The organism is Trinickia sp., assembly GCF_035492435.1.
Taxonomy (GTDB): Bacteria; Pseudomonadota; Gammaproteobacteria; order Burkholderiales; family Burkholderiaceae; genus Trinickia.
On the sequence record NZ_DATJJF010000094.1, the window covers coordinates 45,262 to 67,037 of the forward strand.

Annotated in this window: 18 protein-coding genes; 11 read left to right on the forward strand and 7 right to left on the reverse strand. The window is 63.0% G+C overall.

The window, feature by feature from the left end:
* Positions 1–13 precede the first annotated feature (13 nt).
* The 7 genes from VL598_RS06900 to panB all read left to right on the forward strand — a co-directional run bounded on the left by VL598_RS06900 (position 14) and on the right by panB (position 6,411).
* Entirely contained in the window at positions 14–1,087 is a 1,074-nt protein-coding gene (locus VL598_RS06900) for an AI-2E family transporter (protein ID WP_325325954.1), read from the forward strand.
* Positions 1,088–1,104: 17 nt separating this feature from the next.
* The gene (gene hda / locus VL598_RS06905; RefSeq protein ID WP_325325989.1) at positions 1,105–1,848 is read left to right on the forward strand and encodes a DnaA regulatory inactivator Hda; all 744 of its coding nucleotides are present in this window, start codon (positions 1,105–1,107) and stop codon (positions 1,846–1,848) included.
* An 11-nt stretch (positions 1,849–1,859) separates the two neighbouring features.
* Positions 1,860–2,546, forward strand: a complete 687-nt coding sequence (locus tag VL598_RS06910) for an HAD family hydrolase (RefSeq protein WP_325325955.1) — start codon at positions 1,860–1,862, stop codon at positions 2,544–2,546.
* Positions 2,543–4,141, forward strand: coding sequence for a polynucleotide adenylyltransferase PcnB (pcnB, locus tag VL598_RS06915; protein WP_325325956.1), 1,599 nt, complete (start codon positions 2,543–2,545; stop codon positions 4,139–4,141). The genes VL598_RS06910 and pcnB overlap by 4 nt, the downstream gene beginning before the upstream one ends.
* A 62-nt stretch (positions 4,142–4,203) precedes the next feature.
* Positions 4,204–4,860, forward strand: coding sequence for a 2-amino-4-hydroxy-6-hydroxymethyldihydropteridine diphosphokinase (folK, locus tag VL598_RS06920; protein ID WP_414718668.1), 657 nt, complete (start codon positions 4,204–4,206; stop codon positions 4,858–4,860).
* Positions 4,861–4,875: 15 nt separating this feature from the next.
* Positions 4,876–5,508 (forward strand): deoxynucleoside kinase, encoded by a 633-nt coding sequence (locus VL598_RS06925; RefSeq protein WP_325325957.1) that lies wholly within the window; start codon positions 4,876–4,878, stop codon positions 5,506–5,508.
* An 87-nt stretch (positions 5,509–5,595) separates the two neighbouring features.
* Entirely contained in the window at positions 5,596–6,411 is an 816-nt protein-coding gene (gene panB / locus VL598_RS06930; protein WP_325325958.1) for a 3-methyl-2-oxobutanoate hydroxymethyltransferase, read from the forward strand.
* A 174-nt stretch (positions 6,412–6,585) separates the two neighbouring features.
* Here the strand turns inward: panB and VL598_RS06935 are convergent, their stop codons facing one another.
* The 7 genes from VL598_RS06935 to hrcA all read right to left on the reverse strand — a co-directional run bounded on the left by VL598_RS06935 (position 6,586) and on the right by hrcA (position 16,538).
* Entirely contained in the window at positions 6,586–8,646 is a 2,061-nt protein-coding gene (locus VL598_RS06935) for a bifunctional anthranilate synthase component I family protein/class IV aminotransferase (protein WP_325325959.1), read from the reverse strand.
* Positions 8,647–8,817: 171 nt separating this feature from the next.
* Positions 8,818–9,948, reverse strand: coding sequence for a molecular chaperone DnaJ (gene dnaJ / locus VL598_RS06940; protein WP_325325960.1), 1,131 nt, complete (start codon positions 9,946–9,948; stop codon positions 8,818–8,820).
* A gap of 236 nt (positions 9,949–10,184) precedes the next feature.
* A complete protein-coding gene (gene dnaK, locus VL598_RS06945; RefSeq protein ID WP_325325961.1) occupies positions 10,185–12,143 on the reverse strand; it encodes a molecular chaperone DnaK in 1,959 nt (652 codons plus the stop codon).
* 601 nt (positions 12,144–12,744) lie between these two features.
* Positions 12,745–13,329 carry a nucleotide exchange factor GrpE gene (grpE, locus tag VL598_RS06950; RefSeq protein ID WP_325325962.1) on the reverse strand — a complete coding sequence of 195 codons (585 nt, stop codon included), beginning with the start codon at positions 13,327–13,329 and terminating at the stop codon, positions 12,745–12,747.
* A 472-nt stretch (positions 13,330–13,801) separates the two neighbouring features.
* A complete protein-coding gene (locus VL598_RS06955; RefSeq protein ID WP_325325963.1) occupies positions 13,802–14,212 on the reverse strand; it encodes an RNA-binding S4 domain-containing protein in 411 nt (136 codons plus the stop codon).
* Between the two features lie 64 nt (positions 14,213–14,276).
* Complete coding sequence (gene hemH / locus VL598_RS06960) at positions 14,277–15,344, reverse strand: ferrochelatase (RefSeq protein ID WP_325325964.1); 1,068 nt, start codon at positions 15,342–15,344, stop codon at positions 14,277–14,279.
* A gap of 174 nt (positions 15,345–15,518) precedes the next feature.
* Positions 15,519–16,538 carry a heat-inducible transcriptional repressor HrcA gene (gene hrcA, locus VL598_RS06965; RefSeq protein ID WP_325325965.1) on the reverse strand — a complete coding sequence of 340 codons (1,020 nt, stop codon included), beginning with the start codon at positions 16,536–16,538 and terminating at the stop codon, positions 15,519–15,521.
* Between the two features lie 274 nt (positions 16,539–16,812).
* Between hrcA and VL598_RS06970 the strand changes: the two genes are divergently transcribed.
* From VL598_RS06970 to VL598_RS06985, 4 genes are all read left to right on the forward strand, one after another.
* Positions 16,813–17,733, forward strand: a complete 921-nt coding sequence (locus VL598_RS06970; protein ID WP_325325966.1) for an NAD kinase — start codon at positions 16,813–16,815, stop codon at positions 17,731–17,733.
* Between the two features lie 112 nt (positions 17,734–17,845).
* Positions 17,846–19,516 (forward strand): DNA repair protein RecN, encoded by a 1,671-nt coding sequence (recN, locus tag VL598_RS06975; RefSeq protein WP_325325967.1) that lies wholly within the window; start codon positions 17,846–17,848, stop codon positions 19,514–19,516.
* Between the two features lie 572 nt (positions 19,517–20,088).
* A complete protein-coding gene (locus VL598_RS06980; protein ID WP_325325968.1) occupies positions 20,089–20,754 on the forward strand; it encodes a 2Fe-2S iron-sulfur cluster-binding protein in 666 nt (221 codons plus the stop codon).
* 13 nt (positions 20,755–20,767) lie between these two features.
* On the forward strand, positions 20,768–21,772 hold the full coding sequence (locus VL598_RS06985; protein ID WP_325325969.1) for a xanthine dehydrogenase family protein subunit M: 1,005 nt from the start codon (positions 20,768–20,770) through the stop codon (positions 21,770–21,772).
* Positions 21,773–21,776: the final 4 nt, after the last annotated feature.

Genomic DNA, 21,776 nt, shown 5'->3' on the forward strand with positions numbered 1-21,776 from the left:
AGGGGAAGCGCCTTTGTCGCAACCGTCTCCGCTCCTCACGCCCTACCAGCGCCAGGCTCTCTTCTGGAGCATGGTTGCGCTCGGGCTCGGCATTTTGCTTTGGCTCTTGCGGGATGTACTCACGCCGTTTCTACTCGGCGCGATCATCGCCTACATCCTGCAGCCCGGGGTCGCTTGGTTCGTGCAGCGTCGCGTGCCACGCGGTTTGGCCGCACTCGTCATGATGCTCGTCTTCATCATCGTCGTCTCGTTGCTGGCATTGCTCCTCATCGTCGTCGTGCAGCGGGAGGCCCCGCTACTGCAACAACAGGTTCCCGAGCTGATCTCGCGCCTGCACAACTGGGCACACCCGAAACTGGCCTATTTGGGCTTGAGCGACTTCGATTTCTCGAGCGTGCGCGACATGCTGACGAGCCAAGCCCAAAGCAGCGCGCAGGAGGTGGTCGTGGCGGCCTGGAAATCGCTGCAAACGAGCAGCAACGTCGTGATTACGCTGGTCGGCACTCTCATCATGGTGCCGCTCGTCGTCTTTTATCTGCTTTACGACTGGAACGCGATGCTCGCGCGCGTCGTGTCCTTCGTGCCGCGACGGTGGCTCCCGAAGACAACCAAGCTCGCCAGCGAAATGGATTACTCGCTTTCGCAGTATTTGCGCGGGCAGTTGCTCGTGATGTGCTTGCTCGCAGGCTACTACGGCATCTCGCTCACCATCGCCGGCTTCGAGATCGCACTGCCCGTCGGCATCTTCACGGGCCTCGCCGTTTTCGTGCCCTATATCGGCTTCGCCACAGGCCTCATCCTGGCCTTGCTTGCAGCGCTGCTGCAGTTCGGCAGTTTCTACGGCTTCATTGCGGTTACCATCATCTACGGTGCCGGTCAGATTCTCGAAAGCTTCATCCTCACGCCGCGGCTTGTCGGCGAACGGATCGGCCTTCATCCCCTCACCGTGATCTTCGCGCTGCTCGCCTTCGGACAGCTCTTTGGCTTCTTCGGCGTGCTGCTCGCGCTGCCCGTCAGCGCGATACTTTCGACCGCCTTGCGGGAAGTGCGCCGTAGCTATCTCGCCAGCGGGCTTTATAAGAATTGACAACCCTACACCCACCCGTGTCCGTGCAACGCCAATTGACGCTCGATCTCGGCACGCCGCCGCCTTCGACGTTCGACAATTTTTTCGTCGGTGACAACTCGGAGCTCGTCGCGCGGCTCGTCGCGCTTGAAAGCGCCCTCGCCGCAGGCCCGCTCGCTGACCGCACCTTCTATGTCTGGGGTGAGCCCGGCAGCGGCCGCAGCCACCTGCTCGCGGCGCTCGCGCATAGCGCGGGGCCTGGCCGGGCGCGCTATCTGAACCCGCAAAGCGGGCTTGCCGCCTTCGCGTTCGACGCCGAAGTGCCGATCTACGCAGTCGACAACTGCGACAAGCTATCGAGCGCCCAGCAGCTTGCGCTGTTCAACCTTTTCAACGAAGTGCGCGCGCACCCGTGCGCGGCGCTTGTCGCGACGGGCAATGCCGCACCGATCGCGCTCGCCGTGCGCGAGGACTTGCGCACGCGCCTCGGCTGGGGGCTTGTCTTCCATCTCGCCCCCTTACCCGACGAGCGCAAGGCCGCCGTCCTCAAGCACGCGGCGAAGGAGCGCGGCATCGCGCTCGCCGAGGATGTGCCCGCCTACCTGCTCACGCACTTCCGACGCGACATGCCGAGCCTCATGGCGCTGCTCGACGCGTTGGACCGTTTTTCCCTCGAGCAAAAGCGCGCAATCACGCTTCCGCTTTTGCGCACGATGCTCGCCCTGCCGGCGGGCGACACGCCTTCGGACGGCCCGCCGGCTGCCGTCGGCCGCTTCAAGTAAAATGCGCCCTCATGACGAATCTCGCTCTCTTCGATCTCGATCACACGCTCATCCCCACTGACAGCGACCACGAATGGGGTCGCTTCATGGTCAAGCTCGGCATTGTCGACGGTGACACCTTCCTGCGCGATGTCGAACGTTTCTATGCCGACTACAAGGCCGGCCAGCTCGACATCCATGCGTATCTCGAAACGGTGCTGGCTCCGCTCGCGAAATACTCGCGCACGGAGCTTGCGGCTTGGCATGACCAGTTCATGCACGAGGTGATCCGGCCGACCCTCGCACCGGCCGCGCTCGAGCTCGTGCGCAGCCATCAGGAAAAGGGCGACCTTTGCTGCATCGTCACGGCAACGAACGAGTTCGTCACACGGCCGATTGCCAAGGCTTTTGAAGTCGAGATGCTGATCGCCTGCGAAGTCGAAACGATCGACGGAGCGCCGCACTCGCCTTTCACGGGTCGGGGCACGGGCATCCCGAGCTACCGCGAAGGTAAGATCGTGCGGGTGGAGGCTTGGCTCGCCTCACTCGGCAAGTCCCTCGACGACTTCCCGAAGACCTTGTTTTATAGCGATTCGCACAACGACATTCCGCTGCTCGAGAAAGTCACCGATCCGATCGCGACCAACCCCGATGCCACGCTGCGTGCCCACGCCAAGGCGAAAGGCTGGCGCATCCTCGATCTTTTTGAACCGTCGTGATCACGAAACTCATTCGCAAGCTATTAGGCGGCCGTAGCACGGCCGCCCCCGATGCACCCGACGCCCCGCTCGCCGCCGAAACGCGGCAAGCGGCCGAGCCTGACACGCATGCCGCGAGCACCGAAACGGGCGTTGCCAAGCCGCGCCGCAAGATCATGCGCCCCCCGAAGGCCGCCGCGGTGTCCGGGCCGGATGCGCCTGTCATTCTGGCGTCCGATGTGCACGGGATCGATCCCAACCTTATTTCCCGCAACGCGGTGCGCGTCACCGACACGCTGCAGCAGGCGGGCTTCAGGGCCTTCATCGTCGGCGGCGCCGTGCGCGATCTGGTGCTCGGTATTGCGCCGAAAGACTTCGATGTCGCCACCGATGCGACGCCCGACCAGGTCCAGCGGCTCTTTCGGCGTGCGCGGATAATTGGCCGGCGCTTTCAGATCGTTCACGTCCAGTTCGGACAAGAGATCATCGAAGTCTCGACGTTCCGTGCGCTCGTGGATCCGCCGCCCGCAGAGGCCGCGCCCCCCCGGCGCCTGCGCCGCGACGAACTCGATCGCCGCACGCACGCAGTCGACGCAAGCGGTCGCGTGTTGCGCGACAACGTGTGGGGCGAACAGCACGAGGATGCAACGCGGCGCGACTTCACGGTCAATGCGATGTACTACGACCCGGCGACGCAAACCGTGCTCGATTACCACGACGGCATGGCCGACATGCGCGCGCGCACGCTGCGCATGATCGGAGACCCGGCCACGCGCTACCGGGAAGACCCGGTGCGCATGCTGCGTGTCGTGCGCTTCGCGGCAAAGCTCGGCTTCGAGATCGAGGAAACGAGCCGTGCGCCGATCCAGCCGCTTGCCGATCTGATTCACAACGTGCCGGCCGCGCGGCTCTTCGATGAAATACTGAAGCTGCTGCTCTCGGGCCAGGCGCTCGCATGCCTTCAACAACTGCGCAAGGAAGGCCTGCATCACGGGCTGCTGCCGCTGCTTGACGTCGTGCTCGAGCAGCCGCACGGCGAATCGTTTATCACGCTCGCGCTCAACAATACCGACGCGCGCGTGCGGGCCGGCAAGCCCGTCTCGCCCGGGTTTCTTTTCGCAACGCTGCTCTGGCACGACGTGCAGCAGCGCACGCAGGGCTACGAGCGCGATGGCGAGTACCCCGTGCCTGCCCTGCATCGTGCGATGGACGACGTCATCGACACGCAAACCGAGAAGCTCGCCATTCACAAGCGCTATTCGGCCGACATGCGCGAGATCTGGGGGCTGCAATCGCGCCTCGAGAAGCGGTCTGGCCGCGGCGCGCTAAAGCTCATCGAACACCAAAGATTTAGAGCAGGTTATGATTTCCTCCTGCTGCGCTGCGAATCGGGTGAGCTCGAATCGTCAGTGGGGCAATGGTGGACGGCCTTTATCGAAGGCGATGCGGGGGCGCGTGAAGCGCTGCTCGCGGTCGGGGGCAACGAGCGCACGCCGCGCAAGCGCCGTCGGCGCGGCGGTGGCGGTGGCCGCGGCCGCAAGACGGGCGATGGTGAGGCGTCGGCTGCAAATTCCGTCGACGGAGCCGCTGCCACGCCCGACGTGCGCGAGGATTGACGCGGCGGCGTTCGTCGCCAAACCTAGTGGGTCAAAGTCGTGAAGTCGCAGGAAGCCATGTCATGACGGTTGCTTATCTCGGCCTTGGCGCGAATCTCGGGGACGCCCGCCAATCCCTGAAGGATGCGGTCGTCTGCCTCGCGCAGCAGCACTGCGTCACCGTGCTCGCGAAGTCGGGCCTTTATCGCACGGAACCGATCGATTCGCAGGGCGACGACTACTACAATCTCGTCGTCAAGGTTGAAACCGCGCTATCGGCAAGGTCGCTCCTTGCGCTCTGTCATCGCATCGAGCAACAGTTCGGTCGCGAGCGGCCGTTCCGCAATGCGCCCCGTACGCTCGACATCGACATCGTGCTGTTCGGCGACGCGCAGATCGCCGAACCCGACCTTATCATCCCGCATCCGCGCGCCGCGGAGCGCGCATTCGTCCTGGTCCCCCTCGTCGAAATCGACGCCGACGTTGAAATTCCCAGCGTGGGCCGCGCCGCCCTCCTCATCGCAGGCGTTGCGCACCAGCGGATCGAGAAAGTGCAGACTTGCCGCTGCGCGTTGCTCGACGTGCTGCGCGAACAGCGTGCGCAGCGCGCCGAGGAGCGCGCTCACGCAGGCGAGGCTGACCCGAAAGCCCCCGAAGAGCAGTCGGTCGACGCAGCCGATTCCGCCATCTGCGGCACCTCGCCGTCGCCGCATAGTCCGGTCAAGACCGACTGCCGATGACCGCAGCCTTTTACTATGATCGCCGCCAATCGGCACGCGCCTTACCGTTACCTCGCCATTGAAGGTCCGATCGGCGTAGGAAAGACATCGCTCGCTGAGCGGCTCGGTGAATGGTGGTCGATGCGCACGCTGCTCGAGCGGCCGCTGGACAATCCGTTTCTCGAACGCTTTTATAGCGACATGCCGCGTTACGCGCTGCCCACACAGCTCCATTTCGCGCTGCAACGAGCGGAGCAGCAGCGTGAGGCCGCCAAGGCGCTCGCAAGCGGGGCGATGCTTGTCGCCGACTTCATCACGCAGAAAAACGATCTCTTCGCGCGTCTCACCCTGCCCGACGACGAATTGCAGCTCTATCAGGCGCTTGCCGCACAGGTATTTACGGCGGCACCCGTGACGGCGCCCGAATTCGTCATCTATCTGCGAGCGAGCCCGCCGACGCTCATGGCACGCATTCAAGGACGCGCCCGCCCGGCGGAACAACGCATCACTGACACCTATCTGCGCAAGCTCAGCGACGCATACGACGAATTCTTCTGCCACTATGACGAGAGCCCGGTGCTGACGGTCAACACGGACCCTCTCAATCCGCTCGATTCCGTCGCGGATCTCGCACTCATTGCCGAACGCGTCGAAATGACGCGGCCATAGCGCAAGCTTCGTCAAAGCGCAGTAATATTCGACGCGGCCGGCATTGCTGCGCCGCGTCGATTCTTTTCCAAAAAAACGGAACTTCCGATGACTTATCTGCAGGAATCCAGCCGGCCGAAAGTGACCGTGCCGAAGCTTCAGGCAATGCGTGAAGCCGGCGAAAAAATTGTGATGCTGACCTGTTACGACGCGAGCTTCTCGGCGCTGCTCGACCGCTCTGGCGTCGACGTGCTGCTGATCGGCGATTCGCTCGGCAATGTTTTGCAAGGCCATGCGACGACGCTGCCCGTCACGCTCGACGATGTCGCCTATCACACGGCTTGCGTCGCACGCGCGCAGCCGCGCGGGCTAATCTTGACCGATCTTCCGTTCGGCACCTACGGCACGCCCGAGGACGCCTTTGCCAGCGCGGTCAAGGTCATGCGCGCGGGGGCGCAGATGGTCAAGCTCGAAGGCGGCGAATGGCTTGCAGATACGATCCGCTTTCTTGTCGAACGCTCCGTGCCCGTGTGTGCACACGTCGGGCTGACCCCGCAATCGGTCCACGCGTTTGGCGGCTTCAAAGTACAGGGCAGAACTGAAGCCGCGGCCGCACAACTCATGCGCGACTCGCGTGCGGTGCAAGACGCGGGCGCGCAGCTGATCGTGCTCGAGGCGATTCCGTCGGCGGTAGCGGCAGGTGTCACGAGCGAGTTGCGGATTCCGACCATCGGCATCGGTGCAGGCCTCGATTGTTCGGGCCAGGTACTGGTGTTGCACGACATGCTGGGCATCTTCCCCGGCAAGCCCGCTCGCTTCGTGAAAAATTACATGAACGGTGCGCCGAGCATCCAGGCGGCGGTCGAGAATTTCGTCAAGGAAGTCAGGGAAGGCAGCTTTCCCAGGCCTGAGCACGAGTTTTAAGCAACCGTCCGGAACCGGCCTTCAGGCCGGAGCTCGCTGCACCTGGAAAGGCGTCGTGGTGCTGGGCGCCCGGCGCGCCGTCCGCCCCCCTCACGTGACGGGGCGCTCCATGCGATTTCCCCCGACATCCGGTGCAAGGGCAGCAGCGACAGCGCCGCCCTGAAGGCGAAAGGTTCAAGCGGTGCCAGCGCCGGGGGCAACGCTTTTTTCCGCCGGCGAAATCGAAATAATCCGCGCAGGCAATGCGCCGCGCAGCGCGTTGCAAACGACGAGTGCCTCGGCGCACCGCACGTCGGCGAGCGTCAGCACGCGTTCGCGCGCAGCGAACATAGTGTCCTCGAGCAGCACCTGGCGCATGACGCCCGGCAGCAATCCGGATTCGAGCGGTGGCGTCCACCACTGGCCGTCGAGGCGAACAAACACGTTTGAGCGCCCCCCTTCTGTGAGTTCGCCGCGGTCGTTGAAAAACAGCATGTCAAAGCCGCCCCGCGCTTCTGCCTCGCGCCAGCCGCGGTCATAGTCGGCCCGATGCGTCGTCTTATGGTTCAGCAGGAAATCTCCCGAGCGCGTCGGTGCGAAACCATGTTCGGGCGCAAGCAAAACGCCAACCTCCGTCCCGTTGTCGAGCCATGTGAATGTGCCGGTTGCGGCTTTAGCGGCATGGGCGAAATGGCCCCCGGCGCTCGCTCGATCCACTTGCGCTGCCGCATCGATGAGCGTCTTGACCGGTCCTAGCGGCCCCGTCGAAATCTCGAGCGCGCCGTCTTTCGCGAGCGCGAGCCGGACCCGATGATCGCCCGTTTCCGGCAACTGCGCGCACTGCTCAGCGATGCGCGCACGCACTGCTGCTTCGTCAAAGAGGAACCCCAGCTGTGCGGCGCTGCGTTGGAGACGCGTGAGGTGTCGCTCCACGTGAGCCCCCCCCGCTGCGCGGCACGCCCGCATCGTCTCGAAAAGCTGGAAGCCGGGATCAGCTCCCGTCAAGAACTTCGCCTTCAAGCGGCATTCCGCATACTCGTCAGCGGCGATGCTGTCGAGCACGATCCCGCCACCGACGCCCATCATGCCGCGTCGCAGCCCGGTTGCCGAATCGCGTGCCGAGAGCGTCAGCGTGCGGATGGCGACGGAGAGACAAAAGTCGCCGCAGGGCGCTCGGTTCGCATGATCGCCCTGCCCGGCTTCGAGCCGATTGCCTCCCGGCGCAGCGTCATACCAGCCGATCGTGCCCGTGTAGAGCCCGCGTGGTGTCGTCTCGATATCGTCGATGAGCTGCATCGTGCGATGCTTCGGTGCGCCCGTAATCGAGCCGCAGGGGAAAAGCGCCCGCAACAAGTCTGCGAACGAGACACCTGGCACCGCCTCGGCCTCGATCGTCGACGTCATGGCCCAGATGGACGGATAAGCCTCCACCGAGAACAACGCCGGCACGCGCACAGAGCCCGTCTTGGCGACCCGCGCGACGTCGTTGCGCAGCAGATCGACGATCATCAGATTCTCTGCGCGATTTTTCGGATCGTTGCGCAGGAAAGCCTCGGCGCACGCATCTTCCTCTGGGGTACGACCGCGGGCTGTCGTGCCCTTCATCGGCCGCGTGCGCAGGTGTTCTCCGCTCTTTTCGACGAAAAGCTCGGGCGAGCACGACACGATCCACTCGTCGTGCGACAACGCGATCAATGCGCCGTACTGCACCGGTTGTCGTGCGCGAAGCCTCCGATAGAGGCCGATGGGCGAGCCGAACGCCTCGAACGCCAGCCGGTAGGTGTAGTTGATCTGATATGACTCGCCTGCGACGAGCGCTTCGTGCACGGCTGAAATGGCTGCATCGAACTCGTCCGGCGTTACGCTCTCGACGATGTTCGCCGCACCGGCAACTGACGGTAAGTTTGCGCCGCCCTCCCGATCGGAGAGCCACGCGTCGACCTCCTGACGGGTGAGCTTTTCGCAGCGCGCAAACAACAAAAAGCGCAACGAGCCGGCGCCATGCTGCCCGCGCTCTTTTGCGCCAACGCCTTTTAAATGGAGATTGCGGCCAAACTCATAGTCGCCGAGCACCACGGCGTGGAGCCCCGCCGCAACGTCGGCAGCGGCCGCTTCGCAGACCTCGTCGAGTTGCGTGCCTTCGGTTGCCGCGTAGGCGCGTACCAACTCGGTATACAAGCGGCTCGTGCGGTGTGCGGTGTTTGCGTCGCAATCGTCGAGCAACGCAAACACCGCATTGGAAACATCAGGCTTCATTCACTCTATGCCCGCGGATTGACCAGATCGACCGCTGACCCGCTCGTTCACTTCGAACTTGCCGGTGTGGACTTCGAACGCTGCCGGCTGCGCATGACACGCGCGCCCCCCTTTGCTCATTGCCCCTTGTTCCTTGCAAGCGAGCTCGGATGGGTCCGCGCGTCCGTTGCCTTAATCGAAAAAGCTCTTCACCCTGTCGAACCAGCTTTTGCTCTGGGGGCTATGACGCGGCCCCCCCTCCACCAACGACTTTTCGAATTGCTTGAGCAAATCGCGTTGCGTATCGGTCAGCTTCACGGGCGTCTCGACTTGCACATGCACGTAGAGATCGCCAGCAACGCTCGAGCGCAGGCCCTTGATGCCCTTGCTGCGCAAACGGAACGTCTTGCCCGACTGCGTACCCTCCGGCACCGTGAAGCTCGCGCGGCCCGCCAGTGTCGGCACTTCGATCTCACCACCGAGCGCCGCCGTCGTAAACGGAATCGGCATCTGGCAATGCAGATCGTCACCGTCGCGCTCGAAGACCGTGTGCGGCTTGATATGGATTTCGACGTACAGATCGCCCGGCGGCCCGCCGTTGACACCCGGCTCGCCGTTGCCCGACGAACGGATGCGCATGCCGTCGTCGATGCCCGCGGGAATCTTCACTTCGAGCGTCTTGGTTTCCTTGACCTTGCCTGCGCCGTGGCAGTGCAAACACGGATCAGGAATATACGTGCCGCTACCATGGCACTTCGGGCAGGTTTGCTGAATGCTGAAAAATCCCTGCGACATGCGCACGGCACCGGAGCCGTGGCAGGTCGGGCAGCTCTCGGCCTTCGTGCCAGGCTTGGCGCCTGAGCCGTGACAGATGTCGCACGAGACCCAGCTCGGCACCCGGATCTGCGTCTCGCAACCGTGTGCCGCCTGCTCCAGCGTAATTTCCATGCTGTAGCGCAAATCGGCACCGCGGAAAACCTGCGGTCCCGCACGGCGGCCACCGCCGCCCGCCGCCTGGCCGAAAATATCGCCGAAGATGTCGCCGAATGCATCGGCAAATCCACCGAAGCCTTGCGCCCCCGCGCCTGCCATGCTCGGGTCCACACCCGCGTGCCCGTATTGGTCGTAGGCCGCGCGCTTTTGCGGTTCCGACAGCATCTCATAGGCCTCTTTGGCCTCCTTGAAATGCTCTTCCGCGTTCTTATTGTCCGGATTGCGGTCGGGGTGGTACTTCATCGCGAGCTTGCGATACGCCTTCTTTATCTCGTCATCGCCCGCGTTTTTCGCGACGCCCAGAACCTCGTAGTAATCCCGTTTTGCCATCGGTTCACCGCCGGCCGCGCCTCATGCGCCGCCGCTCCTTTCGCATGCTGTAAAGTCTCGCGACTCGTTCGGCATGCCCCGTCCCAGTCTTCAAAAATGACCCGAACGGGCATGCCGCCCAAAAAGCAAATGTGCCCGGAGAACCCGAAAGTCCGCCAGGCGTAGTACCGGCCGGCCGCCCATGAGGGAGGGCCGACCATCATTGCGCTCGAGCCGAAGCCCCGCTTTCGCGAAGCTCAGTCCCTCTTCACTTCCTTGAAATCGGCATCGACGACGTCGTCCTCAGGCTTGCTCGCGCTTGCACCCGCGCTTGCGCCGCCAGCCGTTGCACCCGCACCGCCGGCCGCACCAGCCGCATTCTGGGCCTGCATGTCGGCGTACATCTTTTCACCGAGCTTTTGCGAAGCCGTCGCGACTGCTTCGATCTTGGCCTCAATTTCCGCCTTGTCGCTCGCGCCGCTCTTGAGCGTCTCCTCGAGCGCCTTCAGCGCCGATTCGATCGTCTCTTTTTCGCTTGCATCAACCTTATCACCATATTCGGTGAGCGCCTTCTTCGTGCTGTGCACGAGCGCATCGCCCTGATTGCGCGCATCAGCGAGCTCACGCAGGCGATGGTCCTCAGCCGCATTCAGCTCCGCGTCCTTGACCATCTTCTCGATCTCGGCTTCGGACAAGCCCGAGTTCGCCTTGATCACGATCTTGTTTTCCTTGCCCGTTCCCTTGTCCTTCGCGTGCACGTGCAGGATACCGTTCGCGTCGATGTCGAACGCCACTTCGATCTGCGGAACACCGCGCGGTGCGGGCGGGATGCCCTCGAGGTTGAACTCGCCGAGCAGCTTGTTGCCCGTCGCCATTTCGCGCTCGCCCTGATACACCTTGATCGTCACGGCGCCTTGATTGTCGTCTGCCGTCGAGAACGTCTGGGCGTGCTTCGTCGGGATCGTGGTGTTCTTGTTGATCATCTTCGTCATCACGCCGCCGAGCGTCTCGATGCCGAGCGAGAGCGGCGTCACGTCGAGCAGCAGCACGTCCTTGCGGTCGCCCGAGAGCACCTGGCCCTGGATCGCGGCGCCCACGGCAACCGCTTCGTCCGGGTTCACATCGCGCCGCGGCTCCTTGCCGAAGAACTCCTTCACCGTGTCCTGCACCTTCGGCATGCGCGTCATGCCGCCGACGAGGATCACGTCGTCGATGTCGGTGCCCTTCACGCCCGCATCCTTCATCGCGATGCGGCACGGCTCAACGGTGCGTTGGATCAGATCTTCAACGAGCGCTTCGAGCTTTGCGCGCGTGAGCTTCAAGTTCAGGTGCTTGGGACCTGTCGCGTCGGCCGTGATGTACGGCAGGTTGATCTCGGTCTGCTGGCTCGACGAAAGCTCGATCTTCGCCTTCTCGGCCGCTTCCTTCAGGCGCTGCAGCGCGAGCACGTCCTTCGAGAGGTCGACGCCCTGCTCCTTCTTGAACTCGCCGATGATGTAATCGATGATGCGCTGGTCGAAATCCTCACCGCCAAGGAACGTGTCGCCGTTCGTCGACAGCACTTCGAACTGCATCTCGCCGTCAACGTCGGCGATTTCGATGATCGAGACGTCGAACGTGCCGCCGCCCAAGTCATAGACGGCAATCTTGCGGTCGCCCTTTTCAGCCTTGTCGAGGCCGAACGCAAGCGCGGCCGCCGTCGGCTCGTTGATGATCCGCTTGACTTCGAGGCCCGCAATGCGGCCGGCATCCTTCGTTGCCTGGCGCTGGCTGTCGTTGAAGTAGGCGGGCACCGTAATCACGGCTTCCGTGACGGGCTCGCCGAGATAGTCCTCGGCCGTCTTCTTCATCTTGCGCAGCACTTCCGCCGAAACCTGCGGCGGAGCGAGCTTCTTGTCGCGTGCTTCGACCCAGGCGTCGCCATTATCGGCCTTTACAATCTTGTAAGGCATGAGACCGATATCTTTTTGCACTTCCTTTTCTTCGAAGCGGCGACCGATGAGACGCTTGACCGCGAACAGCGTGTTGGTCGGGTTCGTCACCGACTGACGCTTGGCCGGCGCGCCGACGAGAATCTCGTTGTCGTCCATGTAGGCGATGATCGAAGGCGTCGTACGGGCGCCTTCCGAGTTCTCGATCACTTTGACTTGGTTGCCTTCCATCAGCGCCACGCACGAATTCGTGGTGCCGAGGTCAATGCCGATGATTTTGCCCATTTTTCCTAATCTCCTGACTTTTGATCCCGTCTGGGCGCCGGCGCTGGTCCAGCGCTGACCGCCCATCAATTCAAACCTGCACCCAACATGAGTGCCTTCGCGCCGTTTTCAAGCCCTCGGGCCGATGCGCTCGCCAATTTTCTTTAATGGGCCCAATCGGCACCCCGCTCGCCGTCACCGGCCGCCCGAGCCTTCACGCAGGCGACGTCGACTACAGCTGGGGGAAGCCATGCCGCGCCACCCGTTGCGCGTCCGAGCCGCTTGCCCCAGAAGGCACGCGGCCAGCGCCTATGAGGTAAAAAGCGGCACGCTCCTTACCGGCACTCGCAGACGTTTGCGTGGAACAGCCAGCCCCCAACGAGCGAATCACCGGGCCAGCACACACATCGCCGTCTTCGCGACCTCGCATTTGAAGCAGCGCACGCTCCCCAGAAGGAGCAAGGCGAGCTCATCGCCGGTGGACGCAAGCGCCGCATCAAAGCTCACGGCTTCACGCTCGTCTCTTCTTCATCTCAAAAAAAGAGAGGGTGGCGTCGACCTATGCGTGTTCACGCTTGGCTCGCACCGGCCACGCGGGCCACGGGCGAGCGCAATGGCCAACTTACTTCGGCTGCGCAACGGTGACGAGCGCGGGCCGCAATACGCGCTCGGCAATCACATAGCCCTTTTGCAGCACTGACACTACGGTATTGGGCTCCTGATCAGCCGGCACCATCGAGATCGCTTGGTGCTGATGCGGGTCGAACTTTTGGCCGACCGGGTTGATCGCCACGACTTTGCCTTTGTCGAGCGCATTCGATAGCTGACGCAGCGTCAGCTCGACACCTTCACGCAGCTTCGCAACGTCGCCCGACGAATCGGCTAGCGCCGCCTCGAGGCTGTCGATCACTGGCAGCAGATGCTCGGCGAAGCTTTCGATGGCGAATTTGCGCGCCTTGAGTACATCCTCTTGCGCACGCCGACGCACGTTTTCGGTTTCCGCCTTGGCGCGCAAAAAGCTTTCGCTGAGCTCGACTACTTTCGCCTGAGCTTCGGCGAGCTCCGCTTGCGCCGACGGTTCCTGCTGCGATTGGGGCTCAGTGGCAGCAGCCGCGACCTGCTCCGCGACGTTCTCGGCAATGGGTTGCGCGGTGTCTCCGGCAGACGGTGGGGTCTGGCTGGCCGGGTTGTCTTGCGTATGTTCCATGTCGCTGAATCGTCCAAAAAGTGAAATCGCCACGGCGAGTGTTGCATCAACGCAACTTGCCGTCGCACGTCACGGCCAAATGGGGTCACCCATGACGGTTTCAAGGGGGCCTATCCCGCGTTTTTTGCACCGACTGCGGGCATGGGAAACGAACGGTAACACGGGTTACGGTGAAGGTACCCGATTGGCATTGAGCGCTATTATCGCTTGCCCTAAACTGGGCTCACCGGCTCAGCAACATTCGGCCCGATACGTTGACAGTAGCCAAGAACGCGGCAACCGCCGTTTTCGCGTCGTGCTTGTCCGTATCGCCGTCCTCCGTAGGGGAGTACAGTGAAACTCACCTTTGCAATCGCGGTGGTCGCGCTGGTACTCGTCGCGGGGACCACGACCATCTGCCTATCTGGCGCTGTGAGTGATACGACTACCGAATATGGCGTCGTGCGCGCCACATTCGAGCAGTTGCAGTTGTCTACTCCCCACCGCCTGAAAATTTGTCAATGACGCGCCTGTCGCGCTTGGTCGGCCTGCCCTGCAGCGTAGCCGCAGGCTCCCGGAACGTCTTGCGCCGCTCTGCTTCGACGGCCCGCCTAGCTTGGCTTTCGGGCGTCTCGGCGTAAAGCGTCTGCGCAACGGCGGCCGGGCCGCGCACGTCGCACGTGCCCAACACCCTGACTTCCCAGTACATGCGGTCGATCTCAATTTCGACGAGATCGCCCACGCGCACCTCCTTCGCTGGCTTGACGGTTGCTTTGTCGATTCGCACGCGGCCTTTTTCCACCGCATCAGCGGCAAGCGAGCGAGTCTTGAAAAAACGAGCAGCCCAGAGCCATTTGTCGATGCGCAAGCGCGCACCGGGTTCGGTCGAAATCTTGTAGTTCATCGTAAAACGGATTCCGGTTCAAAACCCCGGGGACTTCCTTCGGGCCGCCCCCAGCCTCCGACGCTCATACCGCCACACCGGGCGCTGTATGCTTGTGTGCGGGCCATCCCTGCAAATGCTGCATGACAATTTCAGCCAAGGCGGCGATCCATGCCGGCGATGCGTTCAAACACGCAATGCGTTGAAACTCCTTACCGCCCGCATGCAGAAACTCATCGCGTACTTCGAGGCCGATCTCTTCAATCGTCTCGATGCAATCGGCTGTGAAGCCCGGACAGAATACATCCGCGCGACGCACGCCAGCCGCACCGAGCTCGCGCAAGGTCGGCGCCGTGTACGGCTGCAGCCACTCAGCCCGCCCGAACCGCGACTGAAATGTCACCAGGCACTGCGCCGGGCCAAGCGCGAGCTCGGCCATCAGCAGCGCGGCGGTCTGCCGGCACTGATCGTGGTAAGGATCACCGAGATCCAGCGTGCGCTTCGGTACGCCGTGGAAGCTCAAGACGAGCTTGTCGCCGCCGCCGAAATCGGGGCGGCCGTGCGCCGCCCAATGCTGCCGTACCTGCTCGGCCAGTGCGCGGATATACAACGGATGGTCTGCGTAGTGCCGCACAGTGCGGACTTCCGGCTGGTTTCGCATCCGGCCAAGGGCGACAAACGCAGCATCGAAGGCCGTGGCCGTCGTCGAGGAAGAGTATTGCGGGTACATCGGCATCAGCAAGATGCGCTCGGCGCCCGCAAGCTTCAACTGGCTCAACATCGCGCCGATGCTCGGCGTGCCATAGCGCATCGCGTACTCGACAATGAGCGGATAACCGTTCTCATGCAGCATGGCACGCAGGGCTTCCGTCTGTTTCTCTGTGTGAACGCGCAGCGGCGAGCCTTCCGGCATCCAGATGGACGCGTACTTTTTCGCCGATTCGCGGCTGCGCGTCGGAAGAATCAGCCCCTGCAAAATGGGCTGCCAGACGAGCGCCGGAATTTCGACGACACGCGGATCGGACAGGAATTCCGCGAGATAACGGCGCACCGCACGCGGCGTGGGTGAATCGGGTGTGCCTAGGTTGATCAACAGCACTGCGATGCGGTGCGAGACGGCAGGCTGCGACGGCGGTTCGAGATCAAAACGCATGAGCGATGATTAGGGCCGGAAGTGCCGATCGGCCTCAGTTCAAGTGAAAGCCATTATAGCGACGCGGCCGAATCGGGGCGTTGGCCATTCAGCCAATGGCAATGCCTCGCAGCGGCAGGCATCATGCGAACGGCTGCATCGCGCCTTGCACGAACGTTGCGGCAGCACGCCTGGTTATTGCTGACTGAGCGCGGTGGACAAGAGACGCGCGGTGATATCGACGATCGGAATGACGCGGCTATAGGCCATGCGTGTGGGACCGATCACCCCGAGTGTGCCGACGATCGTGCCGTTGACTTCATAGGGGGCCGTGACCACGCTCATCTGCTCGATCGGCACCAGATGCGATTCGCCGCCAATGAAGATTTGCACGCCTTGAGCGTGGCTTGAGACATCCAGCAATTGCAGGAGGCTAGTCTTTTGGTCGAATACGTCGAAAAGCCTGCGCAGCCGGGCCATATCGGACGACAGATCCGCCACCTCAAGCAAGTTGCGCTCGCCCGAAATCAGCACCGTCTCGCCCATTTCGGTTTCGTCAGTGCTCGCCGCCACCGCCGCCTGCATCAGCGCGGTCATGTCGCCGCGCAGCTGGTCGATTTCGTCGCGCAACCGACGGCGAACATCGTCGAAGGAAAGTCCACCGAAATGCGCATTGATGTAGTTAGACGCCTCGATGAGCTGCGACGGAGTGTAGTCGCGCTGCGTCGCCATGATGCGATTTTGCACGTCGCCTTCGGGCGTCACGATGATGAGCAAAATGCGCTTGGCGGACAAGCGCATGAACTCGATCTGCTTGAAGATGTGGCTGCGGCGCGGCGTCAGCACCACGCCCGCGAACTGGGACAGGCTCGAAAGCACGCCTGCCGCCGCGGCAACCAGCTTTTGTGGCTCACCGGGCTGAAGCGTCCGCTCCACGGCACGGGTGACGGCCTCTTCGTCGGCGACGGATTCGACACTCAGCAACGTATCCACGAAAAGGCGGTAGCCGCGCGGCGTCGGCACCCTGCCCGCCGAAGTATGCGGGCTCGCCACCAGTCCGAGCTCTTCGAGGTCCGACATCACGTTGCGAATCGTGGCCGGGCTCAGCTCGAGGCCCGAATACCGCGACAGCGTGCGCGAGCCGACCGGCTGACCTTCCGCGATGTATCGCTCGATCAGAGTTTTCAGAAGAGTCTGTGCGCGTTGTTCTAACATGACGCAGAAATTTTAGCCGAACGCCGATAGCCCCGCGGCAGCACTCCCGCGCGCACCGGCTGCATCCGTTCCGGCGGTGAGCCGCCGCGATCGGCGTCGTGCACCGCGGCTCTACGCCGGAGGACGACTCGTCATCGGCACGTCGTCATTCTAGCGACAAATCAGCCCGGGCGGGCCAGCTTGTAAAGAGCCGCTCGTGGGCGGCTCGCGTGGGAGCCCGGGTAGGCGTCGAGTCACGGTTCTTTTCGAACCGCACCTATGGTGTAATGCCGGCATGGAAATTGGCAGCCAATTCAAGACGGTTGCGCTCATCGGGCGCAACAACACCCCCGGCATCGGTGAGCCGCTGACGGCGCTCGCCTCGTGCATTGCCAAGCGCGGCTTCGAGGTTATCTTCGAGGCGCAAACGGCGCGCGAGATCGGCGTCACGGACTATCCTGCGATGACGCCCTCCGACATCGGCGCACGCGCCGATGTCGCGGTCGTGCTCGGCGGCGACGGCACGATGCTCGGCATCGGCCGGCAGCTCGCACCGTACCGTACGCCGCTCATCGGCGTGAACCAGGGGCGGCTTGGCTTCATCACCGACATTCCGATCGCGGAGATGCAGCAGCGGATACCCGAAATGCTGGCGGGCAGCTATGAGCGCGAGGAGCGCATGCTGCTCGAGTCGCGCATCGTCCGCGATGGCGAGCCGATTTACCACGCACTTGCGTTCAACGATGTCGTCGTGAATCGCAGCGGCTATTCGGGAATGGCCGAGCTGCGCGTCTGCGTTGACGGGCGCTTCATGTACAACCAGCGCTCCGACGGTCTCATCGTTGCCACGCCGACGGGCTCGACGGCCTACGCGCTGTCCTCCCAGGGCCCCATCCTGCATCCGCAATTGCAGGGCATTGTGCTCGTGCCGATCGCGCCGCATGCGCTCTCGAACCGTCCCATCGTGCTGCCGGATGATCGCAACGTCAGCATTCAGATCATCGGCGGGCGCATGATCAACGTGAACTTCGACATGCAGTCGTTCACCGCGCTTCAGCTCAACGATACGATCGAGGTGCGCCGCTCACGCCATACCGTGCCGTTTCTGCATCCGATCGGCTATAGCTATTACGCCACCCTGCGGCAAAAGCTTCATTGGAACGAGCACCCGGCAAACGTCGGCCAAGATGAAGATGGCGATGACGAATCGCTGTAGCCTGACGAGCTGCCGCCCGGCTCGGGCGTGCGGCTTGCCCGCGCAAAACCGCTTCTGTCCAGTCAGCCGGCCTTGCATGGCCGCCCCTAGAACCTGACGTTAAAACGCTCCCATGCTCCGCCACCTTTCGATACGCGACTTCGTCATCGTCGCCGCGCTCGACCTCGAATTCGATCGCGGCTTCACGGTTTTCTCGGGTGAAACCGGCGCCGGCAAGTCGATCCTGATCGACGCCCTGGCGCTCACGCTCGGTGCACGCGCCGATGCCGACGTCGTGCGCACGGGCGCGAGCCGCGCCGACATTACGGCCGAATTTTCGGTGAGCGCTGAGCTCGCGCGCTGGCTCGACGAGCAAGCGCTGACAACCGGCGAGCCAGACGGCGGCGAAGCGAGTACCGTGCTGCTTCGCCGCGTCGTCGATGCAGGCGGCCGCTCGCGCGCGTTCATCAACGGGACCGCGGCGACGCTCGCTCAGCTGCGCGAAGTCGGCGAAATGCTCGTCGACATTCACGGCCAGCACGCGCACCAGTTGCTGATGCGACCCGATGCCCAACGTGCGCTCTTTGACGCCCACGCGGGCCTCGTGGCCGCTGCGGCCAACGTCGCGCGTGCGCACCGCACTTGGCGTGATGCCACCCAGGCGCTCGAGCTTGCCAAAGCGCGCGATCGCGAAATCCAGCTCGAACGGGAACGCCTTGTCTGGCAGCTCGCCGAGCTGGACAAGCTTGCGCCGCAGCCTGGCGAATGGGAAGAAGTCAGCACCGAGCACCGTCGGCTCGCGCATTCAGCCAATCTGATCGAAGGCGTACGCGGTGCGCTCGACGCGCTCGCCGAAGCCGACGATGCGATCCTCGGCCAGTTGGGCGCGATCGCATCCAAGGTTCGCGACCTCGCAGAGATCGACCCGGCGCTCGGCGACGCGCTGGCTTCGATCGAACCGGCCGAAATCCAGTTGCGCGAGGCGGCCTACTCGCTGACGCATTATGCGCAACGGCTTGAACTCGACCCGGATCGCTTGAGCGAAGTCGAAACGCGCCTGGACGCCCTGCATTCGCTGGCCCGCAAGTTCCGGCTGCAACCCGAAACGCTGCCGGCTGAGCACGAAGCGCGGCGCACGCAGCTCGCTGCGCTCGACGCCGCGGCCGACCTCGACAAGCTGGCCGCCACAGTCAGTGCCGCCCACGAAGCCTATCTACTCGAGGCGAAACAGCTCTCAAAAGGACGCGCGAAGGCGGCCAAGGCGCTCGGCACCGCCGTCACGGCCGGCATGCAAGAGTTGTCGATGGCGGGCGGCAGCTTCGAGGTGGCGCTCGTGCCGCTTGCCGAAGGCGGTGCGCACGGGCTCGAACAGGTCGAGTTCCGCGTCGCCGGGCACGCCGGCGTACCGACAAAGCCGCTCGCCAAAGTAGCCTCGGGGGGTGAGCTCGCGCGAATCAGCTTGGCGCTCGCCGTTATCGCGAGCACAGCCAGCCTGACCCCGACACTGATCTTCGACGAGGTCGACACGGGGATTGGCGGGGGCGTCGCCGAGGTCGTCGGCCGGCTGTTGCATCAGCTCGGGCGCGACCGGCAGGTGCTCTGCGTCACGCACCTGCCCCAGGTTGCCGCGCGCGGCGATCACCACTTCCAGGTGGCGAAGACGAGCGCAGCCGACGGCAGCACGCTGTCCGCTGTCACCGCGCTCAATCAAGTGAACCGCGTGGAGGAGGTGGCGCGCATGCTCGGCGGGCTCGAGATTACGGCCACCACGCGCCGCCATGCGAAGGAGATGCTGGCCGCATAGCGGACGCTAGGACTGATCAGTCCTAGCGGAGCCCGGATCAGCCCAAAATCCGGCCCATAAACACTAGCGTTCCCGGCTAAGCTCGCAAGAACGATCAAGGCCTCTTTCCGCGAAACGCAAAAGGGTACGCTTCCGGTTGCCATCAACCCGGCTGGCAATCCGACAGCACATCTTCGTGCTCACCGGCGGCACCGGCCGGTGACTCCTTTCGCACACCTCCATGAGCAAGCCAGATAGGGCGCTCGAGCGCCGCTATGGCCTGCCCTATCTCGCAGCACTCGCCCCTTCACCACGCACAACGTCGCGCGCGTTTCGGCACAGTTCCCAAGCCGCCTTGACGCGACCGGTCACCGGGCATTTCTTCAATTTCATTAGCGCTTGGGCATCCGCTTAACCTGGACAGCATTCGGGACCGAACAACTCTCTGCGACCGCGAGGTTGTTGACGGCGAAACCAATCATGAAAAAAATCTATAGGACTCTTGAAAGGTTAAAAAAAAATTAATTGAATAGACCAACTTGTTTTAGCGTGGCACGCCCATGGTGGCACCTCTTCTGTGGAGAACTTGATTCATGAACAACAAGCACCAGAAGTCGGACAGAAGCGAAGATGACGCTGTGCCGGCGCTCGAAGGGCTGACACGTCGATCGTTCCTGTCGCGCGTCGGTGCGACAGGTGTCGCGATCGGAGCAGGACAACTTCCTTCTCTCGCGCACGCAGAGTCCGACAACACGAACCAAGGCGATACGCCTACCGACGTCGCTACGGATGGTGCCAAGGTGCACGTCCGATTGAACGTCAACAAGACGAATTACGAGCTGGATATCGATCCTCGCACGACGTTGCTCGATTGCCTGCGCGAGCATTTGCAGCTGACGGGCACGAAGAAAGGCTGCGACCACGGTCAGTGCGGCGCTTGTACCGTTCATGTCGACGGAAAACGCGTGAATTCGTGCCTGAGTCTTGCCGCCACCCATGAGGGCGAAGCGATCACGACAATCGAAGGCATCGGGCAACCGGGCGCCCTGCATCCGATGCAGGCAGCCTTCCTCGAACATGACGGTTTTCAGTGCGGATACTGCACGTCGGGCCAAATCATGTCTGCCGTTGCACTGCTCAACGAGCCCTACGGTCATAGCGACGAGGAAGTCAAGGAAGCCATGAGCGGCAATATCTGCCGTTGCGGTGCGTACTCGAACATCGTCTCCGCGATCCAGCAAGTTCGTCGGAAAGACTAAGCGGAGCGTACGAATGGAAACCTTTCAACTCAAGCGCGCCTCTGACGTCAATCAGGCTCTCGATCTCGCGAAGACTGCCGCCGGCGGGCAAAATGGCTCGTCGGTACGTTTCCTGGCGGGCGGCACGACGCTGCTCGACTTAATGAAGCTTGGCGTAGAGCAGCCGGCGCAGGTGATCGACATCCATCGCCTGCCGCTCGCCGAGGTCGAGAAAATCGCCACGGGCGGTGTCAAGATCGGCGCTACCGTACGGAATTCGGACCTGGCGAATCATCCGCTGATCAAGACGCACTACCCCGTTCTGAGCGAGGCATTGCTTTCCGGCGCATCGGCCCAGTTGCGAAACATGGCGACGACAGGCGGCAACCTCTTGCAGCGTACCCGCTGCGTGTACTTTCGCGATCCCGAAACGCCATGCAACAAGCGTGAGCCCGGCAGCGGTTGTTCAGCGATCGACGGGTTCAATCGAAACCTCGCCATTCTCGGAACCAGCGACCACTGCATCGCCACCAATCCTTCCGACATGAGCGTTGCGATGACTGCGCTCGAGGCCACGATTCATACCGTCGGTGAGCAGGGAACGCGAAGCATTGCAATCGATGACTTTTTCCTTTTGCCGGGAAGCACGCCTGAACGTGAAACCACGCTCAACCCTGGTGAATTGATCACTCACGTGACGCTCCCCGCGCCTGTCCCCCGCGCTCGTAGCACCTATCTGAAACTCCGCGACCGCGCGTCGTACGAATTTGCGTTGGCTTCAGCCGCGGTTGTCGTGGCGGTGAGCGCGGGCAGGATCGATTACATCCGCATCGCGATGGGCGGCGTCGGTGTCAAACCGTGGCGCGCGAAAGAGGCAGAAGCCGTGTTGCAAGGCCGCACGCCTGACGCCGCAGCGTTCCAAGCAGCGGCCGAGGCGGCGCTCCAGTCAGCGCGTCCGCAAAGCCAGAACGGCTACAAGGTCGAACTCGCGAAACGCTGCATCCAGCACGCACTCAAGCTTGCCACACAGAACGCGTGACGCA